The sequence below is a fragment of the Clostridioides sp. ES-S-0001-03 genome (genome assembly GCF_020676075.1).
Classification (GTDB): domain Bacteria; phylum Bacillota; class Clostridia; order Peptostreptococcales; family Peptostreptococcaceae; genus Clostridioides.
In genome coordinates this window covers 322527-347024 of sequence record NZ_JACVWJ010000004.1, presented here as the reverse complement: position 1 = coordinate 347024, position 24498 = coordinate 322527, and the positions used below count along the sequence as shown (strand labels likewise).

The 24498-nt window shown below is 27.8% G+C and carries 19 protein-coding genes; 15 read left to right on the top strand and 4 right to left on the bottom strand.

Annotation, left to right across the window (positions count from 1 at the left end; translation table 11 throughout):
- Window positions 1-168: 168 nt before the first annotated feature.
- From IC174_RS10525 to IC174_RS10480, 10 genes are all read left to right on the top strand, one after another.
- On the top strand, window positions 169-1053 hold the full coding sequence (locus IC174_RS10525) for a DUF4846 domain-containing protein (RefSeq protein WP_227432508.1): 885 nt from the start codon (window positions 169-171) through the stop codon (window positions 1051-1053).
- A 207-nt stretch (window positions 1054-1260) separates the two neighbouring features.
- The gene (locus tag IC174_RS10520; protein ID WP_227482868.1) at window positions 1261-3168 is read left to right on the top strand and encodes a bifunctional metallophosphatase/5'-nucleotidase; all 1908 of its coding nucleotides are present in this window, start codon (window positions 1261-1263) and stop codon (window positions 3166-3168) included.
- 333 nt (window positions 3169-3501) lie between these two features.
- Window positions 3502-4209 (top strand): response regulator transcription factor, encoded by a 708-nt coding sequence (locus IC174_RS10515; protein WP_227432510.1) that lies wholly within the window; start codon window positions 3502-3504, stop codon window positions 4207-4209.
- Window positions 4203-5513: a sensor histidine kinase gene (locus tag IC174_RS10510; RefSeq protein WP_227482867.1), complete on the top strand. Its 1311-nt coding sequence runs from the start codon at window positions 4203-4205 to the stop codon at window positions 5511-5513. The genes IC174_RS10515 and IC174_RS10510 overlap by 7 nt, the downstream gene beginning before the upstream one ends.
- A 116-nt stretch (window positions 5514-5629) precedes the next feature.
- Window positions 5630-6313: an ABC transporter ATP-binding protein gene (locus IC174_RS10505; RefSeq protein ID WP_227432512.1), complete on the top strand. Its 684-nt coding sequence runs from the start codon at window positions 5630-5632 to the stop codon at window positions 6311-6313.
- Window positions 6306-8690, top strand: coding sequence for an ABC transporter permease (locus tag IC174_RS10500; RefSeq protein ID WP_227482866.1), 2385 nt, complete (start codon window positions 6306-6308; stop codon window positions 8688-8690). The genes IC174_RS10505 and IC174_RS10500 overlap by 8 nt, the downstream gene beginning before the upstream one ends.
- Window positions 8691-9011: 321 nt before the next feature.
- Window positions 9012-10154, top strand: coding sequence for a pyridoxal-phosphate-dependent aminotransferase family protein (locus IC174_RS10495; RefSeq protein ID WP_227432514.1), 1143 nt, complete (start codon window positions 9012-9014; stop codon window positions 10152-10154).
- A 25-nt stretch (window positions 10155-10179) separates the two neighbouring features.
- Window positions 10180-10704, top strand: coding sequence for an ECF transporter S component (locus IC174_RS10490; RefSeq protein WP_227432515.1), 525 nt, complete (start codon window positions 10180-10182; stop codon window positions 10702-10704).
- Window positions 10705-10803: 99 nt separating this feature from the next.
- A complete protein-coding gene (locus IC174_RS10485; RefSeq protein WP_227432516.1) occupies window positions 10804-11622 on the top strand; it encodes a helix-turn-helix domain-containing protein in 819 nt (272 codons plus the stop codon).
- Window positions 11623-11700: 78 nt separating this feature from the next.
- Window positions 11701-12012: an antibiotic biosynthesis monooxygenase gene (locus IC174_RS10480; RefSeq protein ID WP_227432517.1), complete on the top strand. Its 312-nt coding sequence runs from the start codon at window positions 11701-11703 to the stop codon at window positions 12010-12012.
- Between the two features lie 103 nt (window positions 12013-12115).
- Here the strand turns inward: IC174_RS10480 and IC174_RS10475 are convergent, their stop codons facing one another.
- Together IC174_RS10475 and recX are read right to left on the bottom strand one after the other, a co-directional pair.
- Window positions 12116-14119, bottom strand: coding sequence for an alpha-amylase family glycosyl hydrolase (locus tag IC174_RS10475; RefSeq protein ID WP_227482865.1), 2004 nt, complete (start codon window positions 14117-14119; stop codon window positions 12116-12118).
- A gap of 162 nt (window positions 14120-14281) precedes the next feature.
- Window positions 14282-14920, bottom strand: coding sequence for a recombination regulator RecX (gene recX, locus IC174_RS10470; protein WP_227432519.1), 639 nt, complete (start codon window positions 14918-14920; stop codon window positions 14282-14284).
- 275 nt (window positions 14921-15195) lie between these two features.
- Here recX and nadD point away from each other — a divergent pair, with 275 nt between their 5' ends.
- The 4 genes from nadD to leuS all read left to right on the top strand — a co-directional run bounded on the left by nadD (window position 15196) and on the right by leuS (window position 19696).
- Window positions 15196-15885, top strand: a complete 690-nt coding sequence (gene nadD / locus IC174_RS10465) for a nicotinate-nucleotide adenylyltransferase (RefSeq protein ID WP_227432520.1) — start codon at window positions 15196-15198, stop codon at window positions 15883-15885.
- Entirely contained in the window at window positions 15886-16458 is a 573-nt protein-coding gene (gene yqeK, locus IC174_RS10460; RefSeq protein WP_227432521.1) for a bis(5'-nucleosyl)-tetraphosphatase (symmetrical) YqeK, read from the top strand. It abuts the gene before it with no gap.
- Between the two features lie 116 nt (window positions 16459-16574).
- The gene (gene rsfS, locus IC174_RS10455; protein ID WP_227432522.1) at window positions 16575-16925 is read left to right on the top strand and encodes a ribosome silencing factor; all 351 of its coding nucleotides are present in this window, start codon (window positions 16575-16577) and stop codon (window positions 16923-16925) included.
- Window positions 16926-17275: 350 nt separating this feature from the next.
- Window positions 17276-19696, top strand: coding sequence for a leucine--tRNA ligase (gene leuS / locus IC174_RS10450; protein ID WP_227432523.1), 2421 nt, complete (start codon window positions 17276-17278; stop codon window positions 19694-19696).
- A 142-nt stretch (window positions 19697-19838) separates the two neighbouring features.
- Here leuS and IC174_RS10445 read toward each other — a convergent pair whose 3' ends face one another.
- Together IC174_RS10445 and aspD are read right to left on the bottom strand one after the other, a co-directional pair.
- Complete coding sequence (locus tag IC174_RS10445) at window positions 19839-20834, bottom strand: asparaginase (RefSeq protein WP_227432524.1); 996 nt, start codon at window positions 20832-20834, stop codon at window positions 19839-19841.
- Between the two features lie 120 nt (window positions 20835-20954).
- Complete coding sequence (gene aspD / locus IC174_RS10440) at window positions 20955-22583, bottom strand: aspartate 4-decarboxylase (RefSeq protein ID WP_227482864.1); 1629 nt, start codon at window positions 22581-22583, stop codon at window positions 20955-20957.
- Window positions 22584-23236: 653 nt separating this feature from the next.
- On the opposite strand from aspD, the gene ilvA reads away from it, so the two are divergent.
- Window positions 23237-24454 carry a threonine ammonia-lyase gene (gene ilvA / locus IC174_RS10435; protein WP_227432526.1) on the top strand — a complete coding sequence of 406 codons (1218 nt, stop codon included), beginning with the start codon at window positions 23237-23239 and terminating at the stop codon, window positions 24452-24454.
- Window positions 24455-24498 lie beyond the last annotated feature (44 nt).

Sequence of the window (24498 nt, the reverse complement as noted above, 5' to 3'; positions counted from 1 at the left end):
GTTTTTATTATGATATCCTATTATAATTATTTTAACATTAAATACAACAATAAATGTGCATTTGAGTCAAGAAATATTAGTAAATAGAAATTTTGTATAATAGTATACAAGAACTCTATAAGTGTAACTTTGCATTTATTTTTGAAAAATTTATAGGAGGTAAATCTAATGAAACTGTCAAAGAAAATTACTATTTTATCATTGATGATGTTGACTTTAGTTGGATGCAGTAATGGGGAAAGTAAAAAAACAGTTGAAGGTTCTAACCATATTCAAAATTCTAAAAAAGAAGAGCAATCTATCGTAGTACATAAAGATGAAAATATATTAAAAGATAGGTATGAGCCACCAAAAGGATTTAAAAGGGTTGATGTAGAAAAAGGTAGCTTCGAAAGTTTTTTGAGGAATACTAAGTTGAAAAATTATGGTGAGAAAGTTAAGTATTACGATGGTAGAACTAAGGAATCAAAAGGTATCTATGATAGTGTATTCGATGTCAATATTGGTGATAGAGATTTGCATCAATGTGCAGATGCAATTATGCTTATGAGAGCAGAATACCTGTATCAGAATAAGAGATATGATGAAATAAGCTTTGACTTTGTGGATGGTTTTAAGGCTAAGTATTCAAAATGGGCAGAAGGATATAGGATTTCAGTAAAAGATAGTGGTTCAAGTTGGTATAAAGCAAGTGAATATTCAACATCATATGATAGTTTTAGAAAATTTATGGATATAGTATTTGCTTATTCAGGCACTTTATCACTTGAAAAAGAATTAAAACCTGTGCAACTTGATGATATGAAAATAGGGGATGTTTTTATAGTTGGAGGCAGTCCAGGACATGCAAGTATAATTATGGATATGGCAGAAAATGAAAAAACCGGAGAAAAGGTCTTTATGATAGCTCAAAGTTATATGCCTGCTCAACAAACTCAGCTTCTTATTAATCGTAAACAACCAAATTTAAGTCCTTGGTATAACTTGAATTTTGAGGGGGATTTAACAGTTCCTCAATGGACTTTTAAAAGAGACCAGCTAAAAAGGTTCTAAAAAATACATATAAAATAAATGAAAATATAAGTGTGAAAAAATGTAACTAGATTAAAACTTGTTGGATATGGACAAAATTAAATTGATAGATAAATATTAAAATCGAAATGATTAACTTCATATATTCTAATATTTATCTAAAAAGCTTTATCTTAAAATAAGAGTCTTATTTTAAAGCTGAAACTAATTTTAGGAGGATAACTTATATTGAAAATTAGAAGATATTTAATTTTAGTAATTATAATTCTAATTACAACAGGCCAGAGTTTTATTTCTTATGGACTAGAGAGTTTTGAAGAAAGTTATAAAAGTGTAGAACAATTAAATAACTTTAAGCACAAAATAGAAAACTCATCTAAAGAAATAACCATTTTTCACACTAATGACATACATGGAAGATATGCTGAAGGTGATGAATATATACAAATAGGTAATCTAGCTACATTAAAAAAGGAAACTCCAAATTCAATTTTAGTAGATGCAGGAGATTGCTTACATGGGTTACCAATAGTAAATATGAATAAAGGTGAAGATGCAATTAAATTAATTAAAAGTGTTGGATATGACTATATTACTCCAGGAAATCATGACTTCAATTATGGAAAGGATAGATTATTAGAGCTATCTAAAATTGCTAATTCAGGAGATAAAACTTTAAAATTTTTAGCATCAAATATATTTGAAGATGATAAGAACATATTTGACAGTAATGATATAAAAGAAATAGATGGTATAAAAATAGGATTTTTTGGGCTTACAACCCAAGAAACAAAAAGTAAGACAGGCTCTAAAAATGTAGAAGGATTAGAGTTTAGAAATCCTATAGAAAGTGCAAAAGAGCAAGTAAATGAATTAAAAAGAAAAGGTGCTGATGTAATAGTTGCAATATCACATATTGGAACTAATAGTTTAAGTAAGCCAAATAGTATAGATATAGCAAATAAAGTTAATGGTATTGATTTAATTATTGATGGTCATAGCCATACTAAGTTTGAAAATGGTAAACAGGTTGGTGATACACTGATTGTAAGCACAGGGCAATATCTAGAACATATTGGTGAAGTAAAGTTAACATTGGATACTAATGATACAGAACATATAAAAATAGAAAATAAATCAGCAAGATTAATTGAAAAAGAAGAAGCATTAGAGTATAAGCTTGATTCTAACATAAGTGAAAAGATTGGTGAAATAAAGAAACAGCAGGAACAAGTTTTAGATAAAGTGATAGGAGTAACAAAAAATACTCTAGATGGCTCATATGAAAATGTAAGGACAAAAGAAACGAATCTAGGAAATTTAATAGGTGATATCTTATTAGATAAAACTAAAGCAGATATTTCGCTATTTAATGGGGGGAATATAAGAGATACAATTGAAAAAGGGGATATAACAATAGGAAGTATTGCAGATGTATTCCCTTTTAGCAATACTATAGTTACTAAAAAACTTACAGGAGAACAAATTAAAAGTGTTTTAGAACATGGAGTAAAACTGTATCCAGAAAAAAATTCAGCCTTTTTACAAGTGGGTGGAATCTCATACTATTTTGACCCAAAGCAGAAAGAAGGAGAAAAAATAACTGGTATTATGAAAGATGGAAAATCACTTGACATGAATAAAGAGTATACAGTTGCAACCAATGATTATATAGCACTAGGTGGAGATGAATTTCCTTGCTTATCAAAAGAACCAATGTTAGAAGATTTTGGAAGTTTAGAAAGCGCAGTAATTGAGTATATAGAGTATAAAAAAGAAATCTGCAAGAGTGTAGATGGAAGAATTAGCATTAAAACTAAGGAAGAATTGATAATTAAAAGTAATGAGAGTAACTTAGTATTAAATGGTGATGAAGATAATTTAAATGATAGTGAAGACAGTGCAAATAATGAGGATACTAAAAACTCAAATGAGAATAAACGTAAAAATTTAGATAAAATGAAAGCTAGAGAAAGTTCTAATATAAAAGCATCTAAAGCAGAAATTAAAGAGAAATCTCCTAAAACAGGCGATTTAGGTATCAAAGATAGTATGTTTATATTTGTAGCTTCGAGTGTTTTAATTTACTTATTCAATAATAATCAGATAAATTTAAAAAATAAAAAAGTAAAATGAAATTAGTAATAAAATCAATAATAAAATAGAATTAATAATTATTTATTGATAAATAGGTATTAATTATTATATAAAATACAAACCTAAGCAAAGGTAATTGGATGTTTAAATACTGGATTGCCTTTGTTTTTTATTTATAGTAATATCGAATCAATAATTGTACCCTTGATTAAAAACAAATATATTATTAACTTATTATTGGTATGTTTATTTTATTATCTAAGTGTGTAAAATCTTCTTGATGATTAAAAAATATTTATAAATTGTCAAATAAAATGGCTTAGTTAGTATGATATAATTTAGCTAGTATACATAATAATGGAGGAGAAAAACATGAATAATATATTACTTTTAGAAGATGATAAATCTTTAAATAGAGGGATTAGCTTTAAATTAAAAAAAGAGGGATACAATGTTTTTAATACATTTAGTATAGAAGAGGCAAGAGGTATTTTTTTTAAAGAGGATATAAATTTAATTATTTCTGATATAGGTTTACCAGATGGAAGTGGGTTTGATTTTTGTGAGGAGATTAGAAAGAAAAGTGATGTTTATATAATAATGCTTACAGCACTTGATGAAGAAGTGGATATTGTTACAGGTTATGATTTAGGTGCAGATGATTATATTACAAAGCCATTTAGTTTGATGGTATTAATCTCAAAAGTAAATGCATTTATGAAAAGGGTAAACACAGTAAAAAATTACACTTTACTGGTTTGTGATGATTTGTTTTTTTATTATATAGAAAATAAACTGATTATAAAAAATGATGACAAGGAAGAAGAAATAATTTTAAGTAAAACAGAGACTAAACTATTAAGATATTTGATGGAAAATTCAATGCAAGCTTTGACCAAAGAACAACTATTAGAATCTTTATGGGATAGTAGTGGTAATTTTGTAGATGATAATACAGTTGCAGTAAATATAAGAAGACTTAGACAAAAAGTAGAAAAGAATCCTTCTGAACCTAAGTATATAAAAACAGTAAGAGGAGTTGGATATATATGGGGTGAAAGGAGTATAAAAAAATGTTAAAAGATATAAATACCAAAGAAAATTTTAGTATTAAAGAGGACTATATAATGAAAAAGGCTGTTATATATTCTATTTTATCCATGCTTGTGGTAACACTTGCATTTATATTTTTTGAATATAATAGACTATATGTTTTATATGAACATCAAATAAAAAATACTCAAAGTATGGCAGGTATGTTGATTGAAAAATATCCAGATGATGAGGTAGATATAGTAAAGTCTATTTATAATTTTGACTATAGTAATGCAGAGGTTGGAGAAAAAGCACTTGAAAAATTTGGATATGGGCTAGAAAATAAAATGTCAAATGATACAAACTTTGGCATATATTTAAAATCTTTTTTTAAAGAATCAATTTTTGTTTTTTTAATAATGTTTATAGCCGTTACAGGAATAATATATTATTTTATAAGATACATAAACAAAAGATTAAGCAAGATTTATTTTATAGTGGAGCAAATGGCACAAGAAAATTATTTAAAAGAAGGTAGCAAGTTAGATAATTCTGGCTATTTGGTAGAATATAATGAGTATTTTAAAGAGGGTACATTTAGTAAGATTAACAATTGCCTGTATGAGTTAAATAGAAGTTTAAAGATAAAATTTATTAAATTAGAAAAAGAAAAGGAAAGTGTAAAATCATTAGTAACAGACATTTCTCATCAATTAAAAACTCCCTTAGCATCATTAAAATTATATAATACATTACTTATAGAAGAAGACTTAGACGAAGATGAAGCACATGAGTTTTTATTAACTAATAAAAATTCTATAAATAAATTGGAAAATTTAATAAATTCTTTAGTTAACATATCAAGACTAGAGATTAGTATGATAAGCATAAAAAAAGAAGATAATGACATAAAAAGTACTATTTTAAATGCTATAGAAAGTATAACTCCTAAAGCGAGAATTAAAAATATAACATTAAAAATAAATGAATTTAATAGTAGAATTATACCTCACGATAAAAAATGGACTGAGGAAAGTATTTTTAATGTATTAGACAATGCTGTTAAGTATACAGAAAGAAATGGAGAAGTAAATATATCCATAGAAGAGACTGTAAACTATTTTAAAATCATAATAGAGGATAATGGTAGAGGAATTGCAAAAAATGAATTTAATAACATATTTAAACGTTTTTATAGAGGAACAGATGAAGAAATTGAATCTATAGAAGGTAGTGGTGTAGGATTGTATTTAAGTAGAAAAATTTTGGAAGAACAAGGTGGTAATATCATGGTATCTTCTAATCTAGGAAAAGGAAGTAAGTTTTCTTTGTTTCTTACAACTATGTAATGTTTACTGAAAGGAGAATGTAATCCTCTACATATATTATATAAGTATAAACAGCTCCACAAATTAAGAAGTAGATGATTAAGGAGCAACATAACTTAGAGTGAGGGGATAATTTTATGAAAATACTATATACTGAAAGTTTATCAAAACATTATGGAGAAGGAGAAAGTTTAGTAAAAGCTTTAGATGATGTAAATTTAGAAATAAATGAAGGTGAATTTGTAGCTATAATAGGTAAATCTGGTTCTGGAAAAAGTACATTGTTACATATGATAGGTGGTCTCGATATACCTACATCTGGCAAGGTATACATTGATAATAAAAACATATTTACATTGAAAGAAGAAGAACTTGCCGTATTTAGAAGAAGAAAAATAGGCTTTATATTTCAAAGCTACAATCTAATTCCATCTCTTAATGTATGGGAAAATGTAGTATTACCAATCGGTCTAGATGGTAGAACTGTGGATGAACAATTTATAAAAGACCTTTTAAAATCTTTGGGGCTTGAAAATAAACACGATGTTTTACCAAATACATTATCAGGAGGTCAACAACAAAGAGTAGCAATAGCAAGAGCTTTGGCAACAAGACCAGCCATAATACTTGCTGATGAGCCAACTGGAAACTTGGATTCCAAAACATCAGATGAAGTTATGAGTATACTAAAGTCTATGTCTAAGAAATATAGTCAAACTTTGGTTATGATAACTCATGATGATAGTATAGCTCAAATGGCTGATAGAGTTATATTTATAGAGGATGGTAAGGTGTCAAAGGTTGGTGACAAAAATGATTAATACTACTAAAATAGCAAAAAGTAATGTAAAACAAAATAAATCAAAAAGTATATTAATAATAATAACTATAATACTTTCAACATTGATGCTTTCATCTATAGGTATTTATATTGTCGATACAAGAGAATATCAAAAGGAAAATACAATAAAGTATTCAGGCAATTATCAAGGAGTATTAGCAAATGTAAATGAAAAACAAGCTGAAATATTAAGTAATCATGCAGATATTGAACTAGCTGGAAAAATGAATGGAGTGGGTGTTGAGAAGCTAGAAGATGATACAACCATTTCATTATCATATATGAATGAAGAGGGTTTAAAATTAAATAATTTTGAATTTATAAAAGGAAAATTACCAACAAAAGAAAATGAAATAGTACTAGATAGTGGAGCTTTAAAAGCATTAGGTCATGGTCAAAAATTAGGTGAAAAAATAAAAGTACCTTATGATGATTATAAAAGCGACAAAAGAATAGAAAAAGAATTTATAATAACTGGAATCTTAGAAACTAGTGAAATATATGAAGCAGGAAAGAATTATTCTGCTATTATATCAGAAACATATATGAAAAATACTAGAGATATGTCACAAGAAGATTTCAATATATATGTTAAATTAAAAGATAAGAGTGATTTATCTATAGAACAGGCAAAAGAAAAATTAAATAAGATTGCAAATGATATAGGATTAGATACTAATAATATACTTGTAAATGAAAATTATATAAATGCTTTAAAACCAGATAGTGAAACAATGATAGGAGGAGTTCTTATAGGCTTAGTAATTGTATTGTCTAGTATATTGGTAATATACAATATATTCTACATCTCAATAGTTACTAAAGTACAAGAATTTGGAAAACTTAGAGCAATTGGTGCAACTAAAAAACAAGTAAAAGCAATAGTGTTTAAGGAAGGCTTTATATTAGCAGGAATAGCAATACCAGTAGGAACAATTTTAGGTTATGCACTTGCAAATATTATAATAAAATCATTTATGGATGTAGATGTAAAATCATCACAATTACCAGTGCTATTATTGGTTGTGGTAATAAGTTTTATATCTGTTGTTTTATCACTTTTGAAACCAATGAAAGTAGCTTCAAAGGTATCTATAGTTGATGCAGTAAGATATACTGGAAATGAAATAAGTGGTAAAAATGATAGAAAAGGACATAAAAATATAAATTTAAAGAATTTATCAAAAGCAAATTTAGAAAGAAATAAAAAGCGTACTTATATGACACTGACATCTCTTATGTTAAGTGGAACTATATTTATAACAGTATCTACTGCTTTAGAAAGTTTTAATGCTGAGAAGATGGCTAGAGAGCATTTTCCTTATGATATAGAAGTTAGATTTACTGGATATGAAATGGATAGCGACAAGAATCCTGAAAGTAATTTGAATATTCTACAAATGAATAATCCATTAGGTAAAGACTTTTTAAACCAAGTAAAGAGTATAGAAGGAGTCAAAAAAACTGAATTAGGAAATTCTGTAAAAATTGGGATGGAGGATTATAATGTTGAGTTTAAACATGACCTTTTACAGAGCATAAATGAAAATGATGTGAAGGATTTAAATAAAAACCTAATAGATGGAAAAATAAATTTTGAAGGGTTACAAACAGGAAACGAAATAGTCATTACTCACCTTGATACAGCAAAAGAAATGGGTGTAAAGGCTGGAGATAAAATAAAATTAACTCTATATGATGGAGATAAAGAGATAAAAAAAGAATTTAAAGTTCAAGCAATAGCTATGGGAACTCCAAGTTTTGGTATAGGAAAAGATTTTATAGATAGAGCTTTGAAATATGATACAACAAGTACCATTGGAATATATACTGAAGAAGGAAAATATCAAGAAGTTAAAGATGCTATAAAGAAAATTGCTAAATCTAATGGATATTTAGAAGCGGATTTTTTAGATAGTAGAATAGAATCAAATAAGATGATGATTTCATTTATAAAAATAATGGGCTATACTTTAACTGGTATAATAGGTGTTATTGGATTTATGAATCTTGTAAATACAATGATAACTAGTATAGTTACTAGAAAAAAAGAACTTGGTATGCTTCAAGCAATTGGACTTACTAATAGACAATTAGTAAAAATGCTTAATTCAGAAGCTATATATTATACTTCTAGAATGATGATAGGAAGTATTGTCTTTGGAGGTATATTAGGATACATTGCAGTTGTATTTTTAAGAAAAACTGGATTATCTTATGCAACATATGCATTACCAATAGTACCAATTTTATTTATGGTTGTATTTATCCTTATAGCTCAATTTATAACAACTTATTTAATAGGAAGAAGCTTTAACAAAGAATCTCTTATTGATAGAGTAAGATATAGTGAATAAAAATATATAAAAAGCTATATTTAATTTTTAAACAGGATTATAGAAGATATAAAAATAGAGTTAAATAGGTTAATAATATACAAATACAGGGCAAGTGGCTTAAATGTTCATATGTCCTGTATTTTGTTGTTTTTACTGTTATAAAATTCTTATTAATATAACTTATCAATTTAAGTTGTAAGTGATAGTGTGTTTAATGTTCAGAAGATTGTTATCAGAAAAAAATGTATTGGTACAATTCTAAAAAAATATAAAATTGTACCATGAAAAATGAAAATTTTGTATAATAATCGTATAGAAAATAAAAAGGAGCTGATATATATGAATAATAAAATTAATTATGCACCAGGACCAACAGAAACTAGAGAAAATGTAAGGCTAATAAGAGCAGAGAAAACAACTAACCCAGATATAGATGTTGATTTTGTTGAGTTTTATAAGAAGACATGTGAAAAGTTTGGAAATATAGTTGGTACAAAGAATGATATTTACATATTAAGTGGTGAAGGAATATTGGGACTTGAAGCAGCTTGTGCTTCACTGACAGAGAAGGGTGATAGAGTTCTTGTAATTGACAATGGTATATATGGAGAAGGATTTAAAGACTTTGTAAAAATGTATGGTGGAGAGTATGTGCTTTTTTCAAGTCAATATACAAAAAGTATAGATGTTGATGAGTTAAGAAAGTTTTTAGAAAAGGATAATAACTTTAAATATGCAACAGTGGTTCATTGTGATACTCCAACAGGTGTATTAAATGATGTAAGTGAGATATGTCCGCTATTGAAGGAATATGGAATCTTAACTGTAGTGGATTCTGTGGCAGGTATGGTGGGTGAAAGGTTAAATGTAGATGAATCTAAAATAGATGTAATATTAGGCGGTTCTCAAAAAGCTATTTCTGCACCTGCAGGTCTTACTATAGTTGGTATAAGTCAAGATGCAAAAAATTGTATAAAAAATAGAAAAACAGACATAGTAGGTTTTTATTGTAATTTAAGTATATGGGAAGGATATTACGAAAAAAAATATTTCCCTTATACAATGCCAATAAGTGACATAATGGGTCTTGATAGAGCCTTAGACAATATACTAGAAGAGGGTGTGGAAAAGGTATTAAGTAGACATGAGAAAATAGCTTCTAGTGTAAGACAAGCTGTTGAAGAATATGGTTTAGAATTGTTTTTAGAAGAAGGATATTCTAATACAGTGACAGCAATAAAAATACCTGAAAGTATAGGAGCATTAAAACTTACTGATTATATGCTTAAAAATTACAATACACTTGTTGCAACATCATTAAATCAATATATGGATGCTATTTTGAGAATAGGTCATATGGGGGAAAATGCTAGTCTTGATAAAATAGTTCACATATTAAATGTATTGGATAAAAGTTTAAAAGCATTAGAATTTAATACAAATGGAAGTTTAGTAGATTTATTTAATAAATATTATTTTTAGTCACAATATAAAAGGAGGATGTGGCATGGAAGCTACAGCTAAACAGAAATTTACAACAAAAGATTTGGTAGAAACTTCACTATTAATAGCGTTAGTATTTGTTGCAACCAAGTTTATAAATATAAGATTGCCAATATCTATAAATGGAGGTCTTGTACATTTAGGAACAGCAATGTTATTTATATCAGCAATAGTATTTGGAAGTAAAAAAGGTGCGTTATCAGGTGCTATTGGGATGGCTCTTTTTGATTTGATATCTGGGTGGACTCTATGGGCTCCATTTACATTTATAGTTAGAGGTATTATGGGGTATTTACTTGGAAAGATTGTATGGGCAAATGGCAAGAATGGAGAAAATTTTTTGATTAATGTAATAGGAGTAGTAGTTTCATCAATTTGGATGTTGTTTGGATATTATGTAACAGAGGTTATACTTTATGGTAATTTTATAATTCCACTTACTTCAATACCAGGCAATTTAATGCAGGTGTTAATAGGTCTTATAATAGCACTTCCTATTTCTAAAGCATTAAAAAAATGTATAAGATAGATATGGAATAGATTAAGTTTTTGATAGGATAAATTATATTGTATAATATAAAGATAAAGTATATAATGATAAAAAAATTTAGGATAGAGGTTAATTACAATGTTATCAGTTACAAGGTATGCAGTTAGAAATGTTCGTTTAAAACCCTGGGTAAAGTTTATTTGGTACCTTGAAACAAAATCAAATATATTGCTAAATAATAAGTTATTACCTACAGATAGTATAGATATTATCATTAATCTTTCTGATGTTATGGAATATAAGATTGAAAATCAAAATTATAATGCAAGTAATATACATTTTAATGGAATAAGAGATAAGCATGGATTTGTTATTCAACGTGGAAATATACGTGTGATGGGTATTTCTTTTTATCCATTTGGGCTCTATCCATTTTTAAAGATACCAATTTCAGAGTTTAAGGGTCAACTTGTTGACTTAAAACAAGTATCAAAAGGTTTTGTTGGGAAATTGGAAAGTACATTAAATCAAATATTATCAATAGAAGATATAGTTTTACATTTAGAAAAAATATTAGTATCTGTATTAGATGAAAATTTGGTTATAAATAAGATGATAAATCTCCTAGATTTATTTATATACAATAATCAATATAGCACTATAAAATTGTTTTGTGATGAGATGAACATAAATATTAAAACTTTAGAAAGAGCTTGTTTAAAATATACTGGGTATACACCTAAAATACTAAGGAAAATATATAGATTTAAAATGGTAAGTAATCAGCTTATTTATAGCTCTAAAAATAATAACTTTCTTGACTTAATTTATGAAAATGAATATTATGACCAAGCTCATTTTATTAAAGAATTTAAACAGTTTTCAGGAGTATCGCCAATTAAATTTATTAAAGAGAATAAAACTATTAAAGAAAACACAACGTACAACTATTTATAATTATATTGTCGATTTTTTACAATACCTTTAATTTACTTCTTGTTATGATGTAAGAAAGATAAATAGGAGGGTTTGTATATGAAAATTATTACAGAAATAGTAGAATTTAATGTGGAAGAGAATTTATCAAAAGATGCATTTGTAGAGATTGTAAATGATTTAGAAATAAATTTTCACTCTGTTCAATCGGGCTTTATTGATACTGAGCTTTTATATGATGAAAAAACTCAAAAATGGATTATGATACAACACTGGGATTCTATAGAAAATCTTAAAAGTGCTTCTAGTAAAATGTTTAAAAATACATCTACTGAAAAATTTAGAAATGCTCTAAAGGCACAGACTGTTAAGATGAATATAATTCCACAAATTAAAAGTTGGAAGTTATAATGTCAGATATAAAAAATAATTAATTAGCAAGAAAATAAATCAGCCAAATAACATTTTGTATTAAAATCAAAATTGTTATTTGGCTTTTAGTAGTTATTTATATCTAGATAATATTATTTAAAAATACTATTGCTGTGAGAGATGCAATAGGTATTTTAGAAGATGGAGGAGTAGAAGTAAAATAGATATCGTAGTCTATTAAGTTTTCTGGTCTTGTTTTTCCTCCAAACTCTATCATATCAGTACTTAATACTGTCTTGTATTTTTTGTCTTGGAATTTTGATATGTCTACTGATTGCATCAGATTAGGATGGAAATTAAATATAAATAAATATTTACCCTTACTGTATACTAAAAGTTTTTTATCATTATCTATATGTATAAGTTCATAACTATTCTGTGCAAAAATATCACTGTATTTTGTAAGTTCAAGCATAGATTTATCAAAGTTCAATAGTTGTTTATATTTTAAGTTATCATTTTCTGAAAGACTCCATTGTCTTCTAGCATATTTATAACTCCAATTGTTTCCTTCACGTGGAAAGTCAATCCACTCAGGGTGTCCAAATTCATTTCCCATAAAATTTAGGTATCCTTCACCAGCTAGAGAAAATGTTGCTAATTTAATTAATTTGTTTAGAGACATGGCTCTATCAATAATATGATTATTTGAGTTTATTTCCATATTCCAATACATTTCTTTATCTGCTAACCAAAATATAATTGTCTTATCACCAACTAATGCTTGGTCATGAGATTCACAATATCCAATGTTTTTTTCACCAGGACGTCTAGTAGTAAGCTCGTACCACATTTTGCCTAAATCCCAATTTTCATCAGAAGATTTTGAGATAGTTTTTATCCAAAAATCAGGTACTCCCATTGCTAATCTATAGTCAAAGCCAATTCCACCATCTCTTATAGGTATACACATTCCAGGCATTCCACTCATATCTTCTGCAATGCTTATTGAATTAGGTTTGATTTCTTTTATTAATTCATTTGCAAATTGAAGATATGTTATAGCTTCCATATCCGTGTTTGCACTGAAATACTTTTTATAACTGTCAAATGAAACTCCAAGACCGTGGTTATGATATAGCATTGAGGTTACGCCATCAAATCTAAAACCATCAAAATGATACTCATTTAGCCAAAATTTTATATTTGAAAGTAAAAAATGAATTACCTCAGGCTTACCATAGTTAAAGAGTTTTGTTCCCCAAGCAGGGTGATTACCTTTTGAACCTGAATGGAAAAATTGATGTTCACTTCCATCAAATTCATTTATTCCCTCTAAAGTATTTTTTACAGCATGAGAGTGAACTAAGTCTAATAAAACAGCAATTCCCATTGAATGAGCTGTATTTATAAGGTTTTTTAAGTCTTCAGGAGTACCAAATCTAGATGAAATTGCATAAAAGTTTGAAACTTGGTATCCAAAAGAAGCATAATATGGATGTTCCATGATAGCCATAAGTTGAATAGTATTGTATCCAGCTTTCTTTATCCTAGGAAGTATATTTTCAGTAAATTCATTATAAGTTCCAATAGATTCTTTTTCAGTAGCCATACCTATATGACATTCGTAGATTAAAGGGAAAGTTATGTTTTTTAAATCAAATTCATTATCAGTCCAATTAAATGGAGTTTTTGGTTGCCATATCTGCCCATTAAAGCTACCAGAATCCTTTTGGATTACCCTCTTTATGTATAATGGTATGCGGTCAAATGTTTCCCCATTTGTAGTGACTTGTACCTTTACCTCAGATTTATGAGGTAAGCTGTTTTTATCAGGTATAAAAATTTCCCAATTACCAGAATCTATTTTTTTTAGAGGATGGGATTTTCTATTCCAATTATTAAAGTCACCAATTAATGATAAACTATCTGCATTTGGAGCCCACTCTCTATAAAACCATCCATCATTTGTTTGATGGAATCCATAATAAAGATGACCATTTGCAAAAGAATTAAAATCTTCACAGCTAGTTAATATTTTTGCTTTTACATCTTCATAGTGTTTCATCCTTTTTTTTATGTCAGACTCAAATGGTTGTAGATAAACATCAACGTCTAAAATTTTAAATCTTTCTTGACTTTTCATTTGATTTTCCCTCCATAATAAGTATTATATTTTAATAAAATAATACTTATCTCATACTATCTTCTCTATATAATTGATATATATTATATAATCCTAATAAAAAGCTTAAACCACCAATAATTAGTTTCATAATTTACCTCCTTAGTATATTTAAAAATATACTTATATATCAGATTCATCAAAATTTAAAAGTTTATTTAAAACTCTTTTAATAATATCATAATCAAAGCCTTTATAGGAAAGATGTTGAGAAATTTTTTGATATATTTTCTTTTTATCTTCTTTTTTTACCCTTTCATATCTTTTTTTTGCTAGATACATGGCATTTTCAAATTCAGTATCTTTGTCTAATTCTGATACTGCTTCATCAATTGCACTTCTTTCAATACCTTTATTATATAAATTTTGTTTAATTCTGTTTTTGCCACATTTGTTTAAATTAACATTGGTATTAACTATTTTCTGAGCCAATATATTGTCATTTACCAGATTATAATTTTTAAGAAAATCTATAACTCTATCAATTGTATCCTCTTCAAAATCTGCTGATAGTTTTTCTTTCATTTTTTTTTCAGACTGGTCAGCACGAGACAAAATATTTAATGCTTTATTTTTAGCTTTTATATACATCTCATCATCTAAAATGGATTTTAATTCCTCTTCATTTACTTCATTTCCTTTTTTTAAATTAAATGTATAAACAAGTTCTTTAAATATAGCAATAAAAAATTTATCATCTACATAAATATTTACTCTATCATCATTTCTTTTTTGTTGTTCTATTTTTGTAATTATACTCATAATTGCTCCTTTTTTATATGTAATTATATTAACAAAAGTAACTAATAAAATTTAATAAAAAACTTATAATTATACGTTATATTTAATCTAAATTAAGACAAAATAATAAAAAGTTATTTTTATTAAAAAGTTAAGTGAAACTATGTTAAATAATTATTTTTTAAAGTGTTTTTTACCATATAAATATGATTATATACCAAAAAAAATAATTTATAAGCTTTAAGAAATAAAAAATAATGGTACAATAGTATTATAACATTAAAAGGAGACAAAATATGAGAAGTAAAAATCTAGTTCAGAAGGCAGAATTGAAAAATACTGAAAAACTAGAGAAATTTAATCGCCATAAAGGCAAAATCAAAATAGGTATATTAGGAGGTACTTTTGACCCTATACACTATGCTCATTTAGCAACAGCAGAGTTTATTAGAGATAAGTATGAGATTGACAAAATTATCTTTATACCATCAGGAAATCCACCACATAAACTAGGTATCACTACAAATAAGTATGATAGATACAATATGACACTTCTAGCAACTGAAAGCAATGAAGATTTTTTAGTTTCAAAAGTAGAAATCGAAAGAAATAAAAGGACTTATACAATCGATACATTAAAATATTTAAAGAAAAAATACAAAAATGCTGATATTTACTTTATAACAGGGGCAGATGCTATTTGTAGTGTTGAAGAGTGGAAAGATGTAAAGAAAAACTTTGAGTTAGCTACTTTTATAGCTGCAACTAGACCAGGTATTAGCTTATTAAGGTCACAAGAAACTATAGAGAAACTGACTAAAAAATATAATGCTGACATTATAACAGTTTACGTTCCATCATTGGATATATCATCCACATATATAAGGGAACAGCTAAATGAAGGAAAGTCTATACGTTACTTAGTACCCGAAAATGTAGAAAATTATTTGTATGAAAATAAACTATATCAATATGGAGATGATTAAATGAACTTAGAGAATATTAACCAGAGATTAAATCAAATGCTACCAGTAGGAAGGCTTAGCCATTCAAAAAATGTTGCAGAATGTGCTGTAAAATTGTGTGAAATTTATGGATGTGACAAAGAAAAAGCCTATATAGCGGGGATGATTCATGATTGTGCGAAATACTTAAGTGATAAAGAAGTAGAGGATTATGTTAATAAGTATGAAATATACTTAGACCCAATAGAAGATGGAAACCGCTCTCTATCACATAGTGTGATAGGGTCATACATATGTGAATATGAGTTTGGTATAGAAGATGAAGATATTATAAATGCAATTAAATACCATACAACAGGAAGAGAAGATATGTCTCTTTTAGAAAAAATAATTTACATAGCAGATTTAATTGAAGAAGGAAGAAAATTTCCAGTTGTAGATACATTGAGAGAATTAGCCTATGAAGGTAAGCTTGACGAAGCACTTTTAACTTCATTTAATAATACTTTAATGTTTGTTATTAATAAAAAAGAAGAAATACATCCAAGAACTGTTATGGCAAGAAACTACCTAATTAAAGAAAAGTTATTATAAAAATCTTATATAAAGGCAAACATATTAATAAAATTAAAGTTGACTATGTTACAAAATCGTATTAATATGTTAGAATAACTAAGTGTATTTAAATTAGGAAAGTGAGGAAATTTTATATGACAGTGGAACAAATGACAAAAATAGCATATGATGCCATAGAAGATAAGCTGGGTCAAGATACAGTTATAATAAATATAGGAAAAGTTTCTAGTTTATGTGATTATTTTGTTATTACTACAGCATCTTCTCAAAGACAAGTAAAAGCTATAGCTGATAATGTTGAAGATGAATTAGCAAAACTAGGATTAGAACCAAGAGGAAAAGAAGGACAAGGAACTCAAACTTGGGTACTTCTTGACTATGGAGATATAATGGTTCACGTATTTAATGAGGAAAATAGAGGATTTTATAATTTAGAAAAATTATGGAAAGATGCACCTTATATAGATATTGACACATTAGCATAAACATGATAATATATGTTATTATAGTTAGAAAATTTCAAAAATTGTATTGAATTGAATAGACTAGAGCAGTAAAAGATTATATTTTTTCAGAGAGTTAGTGGAAGGTGAGAACTAATATTATATAACTTTGAACTTACTAGATTAAAACCTATTCTCCATGGCTGGATTAAAAGCTATCTAAGAGAGTCTATAAAAGTAGGCTAATTAGGGTGGTACCGCGAAGATTTATCCTCGTCCCTAAACGCAAGTTTAGTGACGAGGATTTTTTATTTTCAAAGAATTATTTGGAAATTATAAGTAAATAATATTAAACAAAGTAGTTGAACACAACTAAAAACAGGAGGCAAAATATGAGCGTATATAATTTTAAACAAGTAGAATCGAAATGGCAAAAAATTTGGAAAGATAATGACCAATACAAAATGGATACAGCACAAACTGAAAAACCTAATTATTACACATTAGAAATGTTCCCTTATCCATCTGGAAAGATACACATGGGACATGTTAGAAATTATTCTATAGGCGATGTTGTCGCAAGATTCAAAAAAATGGAAGGTTATAATGTACTTCATCCGATGGGATGGGATTCTTTTGGTTTACCAGCTGAAAATGCAGCTATAAAACATGGAATACATCCACATAAATGGACAATGGAAAATATAGAAGAAATGAAAGAACAATTAAATTTATTAGGGCTTAGCTATGATTGGGATAAAGAAGTAGCAACTTCAACTCCAGAATACTATAGATTTACTCAAGAAATATTTTTGAAATTTTTAGAACATGGACTTGCATATAAGAAAAAATCTTATGTTAACTGGTGTCCTTCTTGTGAGACTGTTCTTGCAAATGAACAAGTTGTTCAAGGAGCATGTGAAAGATGTAAATCAACAGTATTAAAGAAAGACTTGGAACAATGGTATTTTAAAACTACTGAATTTGCAGAAGAATTACTTAATGATTTAGATACATTAGATGGATGGCCAGAAAAAGTTAAAATAATGCAAAGAAACTGGATAGGAAAAAGTACAGGAGCAGATTTAGTATTTGATATAGATGGAACTGACAAATCTATGACAGTATTTACAACTAGACCAGATACAACTTATGGAGTTACTTATATGGTACTTGCTCCAGAACATGAACTAGTTAAAGAATTGGTTGCTGGTACTGAGTATGAAGCAGATGTTGAAGCTTTTGTTCAAAAAATGCACACTATGACAGAAATAGAGAGAACAGCAGCTGATGTAGAAAAAGAAGGTATGTTTATAGGTAGATATGTTATAAATCCTTTAAATGGAAAAAAAGTTCCTCTATGGATAGCAAACTATGTATTAGTTGAATATGGAACAGGTGCTATAATGGCAGTTCCTGCACATGATGAAAGAGACAGAGATTTTGCTGAAAAATATAATCTAGATATAATAGATGTAATTACAGAAGATAATAAAATGATAAATTCAGAAGAATTTGATGGATTAGATGCTTCAGAAGGATTTGAAGGAATAATAAATAAATTAGAAAAAGAAGGTAGAGGAAAGAGAACAATTAATTATAGATTAAGAGACTGGTTAGTTTCAAGACAAAGATATTGGGGTTGTCCTATACCTGTAGTTTATTGTGATGAGTGTGGAATAGTTCCAGTTAAGAAAGAAGATTTACCAGTTCTTTTACCAACAGATGTTGAATTTACTGGAAAAGGTGAGTCTCCACTTACTACTTCAAAACAGTTTATGTCAGCAACTTGTCCTCACTGTGGAAAACCAGCGAGAAGAGAAGTTGACACTATGGATACATTTGTTGATTCTTCTTGGTATTTCTTAAGATATGTAGACAATAAAAATGAAGATGAACCATTTAGTAAAGATTTAGTTAACAGATGGCATCCAGTAGACCAATATATAGGTGGAGTAGAGCATGCTATAATGCATTTACTTTATGCTAGATGGTTTGTAAAAGCATTTAAGAGTATGGGCATGGTAGACTTTGATGAACCATTTAAAAACTTACTTACTCAAGGTATGGTTCTTATGGATGGTTCTAAAATGAGTAAGTCTAAAGGAAATACAGTATCTCCTATGGATATAATTGATGAATATGGAGCAGATACTGCAAGACTTTTCGTATTATTTGCAGCACCACCAGAAAGAGATTTAGACTGGTCAGAACAAGGTGTTGATGGATGCTTTAGATTCTTAAATAGAGTATATAGATTAGTTGATGAGTTAGCAGATGTCTTCAAAAAAGATGTTGAGTTTGGCGAGTTAAGTTCTCAAGATAAAGATATGAGATATACTATACATTCTACACTTAAAAAAGTTACTGTAGATTTAAGTGAGAAATTTGGATTTAACACTGCTATATCAGCTCTTATGGAATTAATAAATGATATGTACAAATATAAGGAGCTAGATAATATCAATGAAGCAGTTATAAAAGAAGGTGTACAAACAATCGTAACTATAATTTCACCATTTGCACCTCATTTAGGTGAAGAATTATGGACTATGATAGGTCAAGAAGGAAGTGTATTTGATATAGACTGGCCTAAATATGATGAAAAAGCTTTAGTAAAAGATGAAATAGAAGTTGTTGTACAAGTTAATGGAAAGGTTAGAGGAAAGTTAACTGTTAGTTCAAATATATCTAAAGAAGATATGGAAAAAGTGGCTTTAGAAGATGAAAAAATTAAAGCTCTAGTTGAAGATAAAACTATAGTTAAAGTTGTTGCAGTTCCTAAGAAATTAGTTAATATAGTTGTGAAATAAAAAAGTTGTGGAATAAATAAAAAAAGAGAACTATAAAATAAAATCCCCTTATTGCAATATAAGTAAAAGATTGCAGTAGGGGGACGTTTTATTTTAAACTCTATGATATAATTTATTTTAAATTCTAAACTCTATAATATAATTAACAATAGATTCCTTTTTCAAAGAAGTCTTTGATTTCATCAATATTATTAGTCTTTCCAAGAGCTAAAATAAGTTTTATTCTAGCTTTTTGACCTGGAAGGTCTCCACCAAATATACATCCTATATTTTTTAAGTCTCTACCAGAACCAAAGTAACCATAACTATCAAATACTCTACCTGAATGGCATCTAGAAACTATAACAACAGGAAGTCCTTTTTCCCTTGCATATTCAACACCAGAAAGCATTAGAGGAGGAATATTGCCTCTACCCATAGCTTCAATAACTATACCTTTATATCCACTATCAACAGCAAATCTTATAAAATCTGCATCTTCTCCAACATATGCTTTAAATAGTGCAACTTTAGATTCTACTTTATCAGTATCTATAATGGTTCTATTTACAATATCTCTCGTAAGAACAAGTTCGTTACAGTCGATTATTCCCAATGGACCACTAGTTAAAGATTTAAATGTATTTAAAGAAAGTGTATTTGTTTTAGTAGCTTCAGAAGCCAATAGCACTTCGTTGTTTAAAACTACAAGAACTCCTTTACCCATAGCATCTTTAGATACAGCAGTACAAACTGATGCAGATAAATTGCTTGAACCATCATAGCCAAGTTCAGAGCTACTTCTCATAGCACCTGTAACTATTACAGGCTTAATATTATCAATTGTAAGGTCTAGAAAATAAGCAGTTTCTTCTAAACTATCAGTACCATGTGTTATTACAACTCCTGTGATATCTTTTCTTGCTAATAAATCATTTACATAGTTTTTTAATTCCATCATTCTACAAGGTGTTATGTGAGGTCCTGGAATTTCATCAAAATTAAAAACTTCAACATCTGCAACTTTATCAATATTAGTGACCATAGATAATATTTGTTCCCCAGATAAAGTTGGTATAGCAGCACCTACTTTATCATCTACTGTCATAGATATAGTTCCACCAGTAAAGACTATGGCAACTTTTTTCTTAATACTCATAATATTCTCTGCCTTTCACAAATAAAATTTATAATTCCGATAGGATTATATCAAAAAAAATTATTTAGGTCTATATAAATCCTTTTATTCACATAATTTAGACATTTCAGTGTAATAGGATTATTTTTTTGTTTTTTCCCATTCAGCAATATAGCTATTCAATATTTCTCTTATTGCTTTCCCTATTTTAGTGTAGGCTTCATCATATAGATTTGCTAAAGATATTCTAATTGACCATTCAGGTCCATAGAATCCATTTCCACTAAGTAAGACTACTGAATAATCATTAGCCAATCTATAAAGTATATCTACCGGAGAGGCATTCTTACTTATAAATTTGAATAAATCTTCTCCATAGTTTATTTTAGCCCATTCTTCAATATCAAATTGAGTATAATATGCAGCATTATTTTTACTTTTATTAACTGGAAGCTCTAAAGCTTCAAACAATAGTTTTTGACGTCTATGACATATACTCATATTAAGTTTTTTGTAAGCATCAACTTTATCAATTAATGCAAAGGCAGAGAAAAATGACATTTGAACTTGTTGTGGAGTTGAAAGACCAGCAGTATGATTAAGAGCAACAAGTCTACTATCAGCAACAACTCTTTCCATAAATGAAAGACTAGAAGGATTAAGACTCATATCACTGTAACGCTTATCTACTGATTTCTTCAATTCTCCAGTTAAATCATTTATTTTTTTATCAAAAACATTCTTTTTATGAAGAGCGAATGTACCAAGTCTCCATCCTGTAACTCCAAAATATTTTGAATAAGAATAAACTCCAACAGTGTTATAAGGAAGTTTTGACATTAGTGATGAGAAATCTTCTACAAAAGTCCCATATACATCATCTGATATTATCATTAAATCCTTATTATAATTTTCAATTACATCTATTAGATTATTACAAGATGTCTCATCCATAGCTATAGATGCAGGGTTGTTAGGATTAACAACAAATAAAGCCTTAATAGAATTGTCACGAAGCTTTTCTAATTCTTTTTTAGTATACTGCCATGTATGAGCACTTTTTTCATCAACTGCATTTGCGTTTATGTTTACAACTTTAAAATCATAGCGAGGAAGATTAGGTATCTCAAGATAAGGTGTAAATATAGGAGTCATTAAAGCTACTGTATCACCTTTTTTTAAAAGTTCATTTGCCATTAATGAATCAAATATATAACACATAGCAGCTGTAGCACCTTCAACAGCGAATATTTCTACATCACCATATTTACCTGATATATCATATTTCATTTCTTGAACTAAATAATCATGCACTATTTTTTCCATATGAGGCAACATTCTATCTGGAAGTGGATAATTATCACCAATAATCCCATCAGCTAGTTCATGAACAAATTCATCGCCATCGAATCCAAGTTCATTTATACCAAAATTTATAATATCTCTAGCTAAGTATGCTCCAGGCATATCTATATTTTCATTTATATATTTAAAGAATCTTTCCTTAATGCCCTTTTTTTGAGGCATACCAGCTAAATGTCCTAAATCCCAATTAGAACGTGTTTCAGTAATCGCAAAATGACCAAAAGTGAAAAAAGCTTCTCTAGCAGTTGAACAAGTCCAATTTGGATTTCCACGACCTGCATCAAGCAGTTCTCTATGATTTTCATTTGCAGTATGTTTCGCAATATCTATTAATTTGTCCTTAAATTCAAAAGGACTTATTTTTCCATATATGTTTTTGATTTCTTTATAAGTATTATTTTTCATGTTTAATTCCTCCTTATGTAATAAGTTTCACATTTTTATAATAAAATAAACAAGTTCCTAAAATGATTATACTTTAATTATAATAGGTTTATAGAAAAAGTAAAGTATAAAATTAAAATAATAACTCTATTTAGCTTTATAAAATGTATGTTAAAAGATAAAATACCTTTTAATAAAAAATGATTACTATATAAAATAAAACTCTAATTTAACTTGCATTTTATTTTTTTTGTTATATTTGTTATAAAAGGTACAGTTTTATTATTATGAAAATGTGTAAAATAAAACTTTTTTTATTTAATGTTGTTTATAAAAATATTTTAGGTTAGATGTGGTAATATTAATGTTATTAAAGAGAATAAAAAAACAATTTTTAATTAAGTAAAATAATATAAATATAAATTTTAATAAAAATAATAAAGAATAAACTGTTATTTTGATAAAAATGTAAAAATTATTTTAATATTATCATTTAGCGTAATCTAACTTAATTGAATAGATGTGTTTATTGTATTCAATTGTTGTATTTTTAGTTTTTTTGTGATTAATTAAAAAATTATAAAAATCGTTTACATGTTGATTTTTAAAAAAAAAAGATATAGAATTATATAGAAAGTAATAAATAAAAATTGGATTTACGGGAGTGGAATAAAATGATAAATGTTACCTTAACAGATGTGAAAGAAGCTAGAGAGACCATTAAAGACATAGTTAAAAAAACTGATTTACTTGAAAGCGTTAAACTTAGCGAAAAAACAGGAGCGAATGTTTTCTATAAATGTGAAAACCTTCAAAAAACAGGGTCTTTTAAGTTAAGAGGAGCTTGTAATAAAATAGCAAGTTTAACCGATGAAGAAAAAGCAAGTGGAGTAATAGCTTCAAGTGCAGGAAATCATGCACAAGGTGTCGCATTAGGAGCAAAAATGACTGGTATAAAATCAACAATAGTAATGCCAGCAACGGCACCATTGGCAAAAGTTAGTGCAACTAAAGGTTATGGAGCAGAAGTAGTTTTAAATGGTGCAGTTTATGATGATGCATATGCAAAAGCTGTTGAAATACAAAAAGAAACAGGAGCAACTTTCTTACATCCATTCAATGATAAATATGTTATAGCAGGGCAAGGAACTATATCTCTTGAAATTTTCGAACAATTAAATAATAAGGTTGATACTATACTATGCCCAGTTGGTGGTGGAGGAATAATATCTGGTGTTGCTGTTGCAGCAAAGGCATTAAATCCTAATGTAAAAATAGTTGGTGTTCAAACTGCAAATATACCTTCAATGAAAGAGTCAATTAAAAACGGAAAAGTAACAACAGCATTTAATGATAGTACAATAGCTGATGGTATAGCTGTTAAAACTCCTGGAGACTTAACTTTTGAAATAATAAATGAATTAGTTGATGAAATAGTAGTAGTTGAAGAAATAGAAATAGCTGAATCAATATTATTTATGATGGAAAGTCAAAAGATAGTTTCAGAAGGTGCAGGGGCTGTGTGTACAGCTGCAATATTAAGTGGTAAATATGCACCAGCAAAAGATGAAAACGTAGTGTGTATAATATCTGGTGGTAATATAGATATAAATACATTATATAGAATAATAGGTGTTGCTCTAGCTAAAGAAGGAAGAAGATATTCATTTAGTACAATTATGGAAGATAAGCCAGGAAACTTTGCTGAATTAACTAGAATAATAAGTGAGAATGGTGGAAATATTTTAAGTGCTAATCAAGGTAAATTATCAGCAGGTGAAGCTCTAGGAAAACAAAGTGCGGAATTTATATTAGAAACAATAGATTATGACCATATAGCAAAAATAAAGAACGCAATAGAAGAAAAAGGTTTTAAAATTATAGAATTATAATAAAAGTGTATATAATATACAAGAAAAATAGTATAATAGTGTAT

Excerpts from the sequence above, each read along its gene's own strand:
- IC174_RS10505 (WP_227432512.1), top strand. The coding sequence starts at position 5,630 with ATGAAAATACTATATACTGAAAGTTTATCAAAACATTATGGAGAAGGA.
- IC174_RS10475 (WP_227482865.1), bottom strand. The coding sequence starts at position 14,119 with ATGAAAAGTCAAGAAAGATTTAAAATTTTAGACGTTGATGTTTATCTA.
- IC174_RS10445 (WP_227432524.1), bottom strand. The coding sequence starts at position 20,834 with ATGAGTATTAAGAAAAAAGTTGCCATAGTCTTTACTGGTGGAACTATA.
- recX (WP_227432519.1), bottom strand. The coding sequence starts at position 14,920 with ATGAGTATAATTACAAAAATAGAACAACAAAAAAGAAATGATGATAGA.
- IC174_RS10480 (WP_227432517.1), top strand. The coding sequence starts at position 11,701 with ATGAAAATTATTACAGAAATAGTAGAATTTAATGTGGAAGAGAATTTA.
- aspD (WP_227482864.1), bottom strand. The coding sequence starts at position 22,583 with ATGAAAAATAATACTTATAAAGAAATCAAAAACATATATGGAAAAATA.
- leuS (WP_227432523.1), top strand. The coding sequence starts at position 17,276 with ATGAGCGTATATAATTTTAAACAAGTAGAATCGAAATGGCAAAAAATT.
- IC174_RS10510 (WP_227482867.1), top strand. The coding sequence starts at position 4,203 with ATGTTAAAAGATATAAATACCAAAGAAAATTTTAGTATTAAAGAGGAC.
- ilvA (WP_227432526.1), top strand. The coding sequence starts at position 23,237 with ATGATAAATGTTACCTTAACAGATGTGAAAGAAGCTAGAGAGACCATT.
- IC174_RS10500 (WP_227482866.1), top strand. The coding sequence starts at position 6,306 with ATGATTAATACTACTAAAATAGCAAAAAGTAATGTAAAACAAAATAAA.
- yqeK (WP_227432521.1), top strand. The coding sequence starts at position 15,886 with ATGAACTTAGAGAATATTAACCAGAGATTAAATCAAATGCTACCAGTA.
- rsfS (WP_227432522.1), top strand. The coding sequence starts at position 16,575 with ATGACAGTGGAACAAATGACAAAAATAGCATATGATGCCATAGAAGAT.
- IC174_RS10490 (WP_227432515.1), top strand. The coding sequence starts at position 10,180 with ATGGAAGCTACAGCTAAACAGAAATTTACAACAAAAGATTTGGTAGAA.
- IC174_RS10485 (WP_227432516.1), top strand. The coding sequence starts at position 10,804 with ATGTTATCAGTTACAAGGTATGCAGTTAGAAATGTTCGTTTAAAACCC.
- nadD (WP_227432520.1), top strand. The coding sequence starts at position 15,196 with ATGAGAAGTAAAAATCTAGTTCAGAAGGCAGAATTGAAAAATACTGAA.
- IC174_RS10525 (WP_227432508.1), top strand. The coding sequence starts at position 169 with ATGAAACTGTCAAAGAAAATTACTATTTTATCATTGATGATGTTGACT.
- IC174_RS10515 (WP_227432510.1), top strand. The coding sequence starts at position 3,502 with ATGAATAATATATTACTTTTAGAAGATGATAAATCTTTAAATAGAGGG.
- IC174_RS10495 (WP_227432514.1), top strand. The coding sequence starts at position 9,012 with ATGAATAATAAAATTAATTATGCACCAGGACCAACAGAAACTAGAGAA.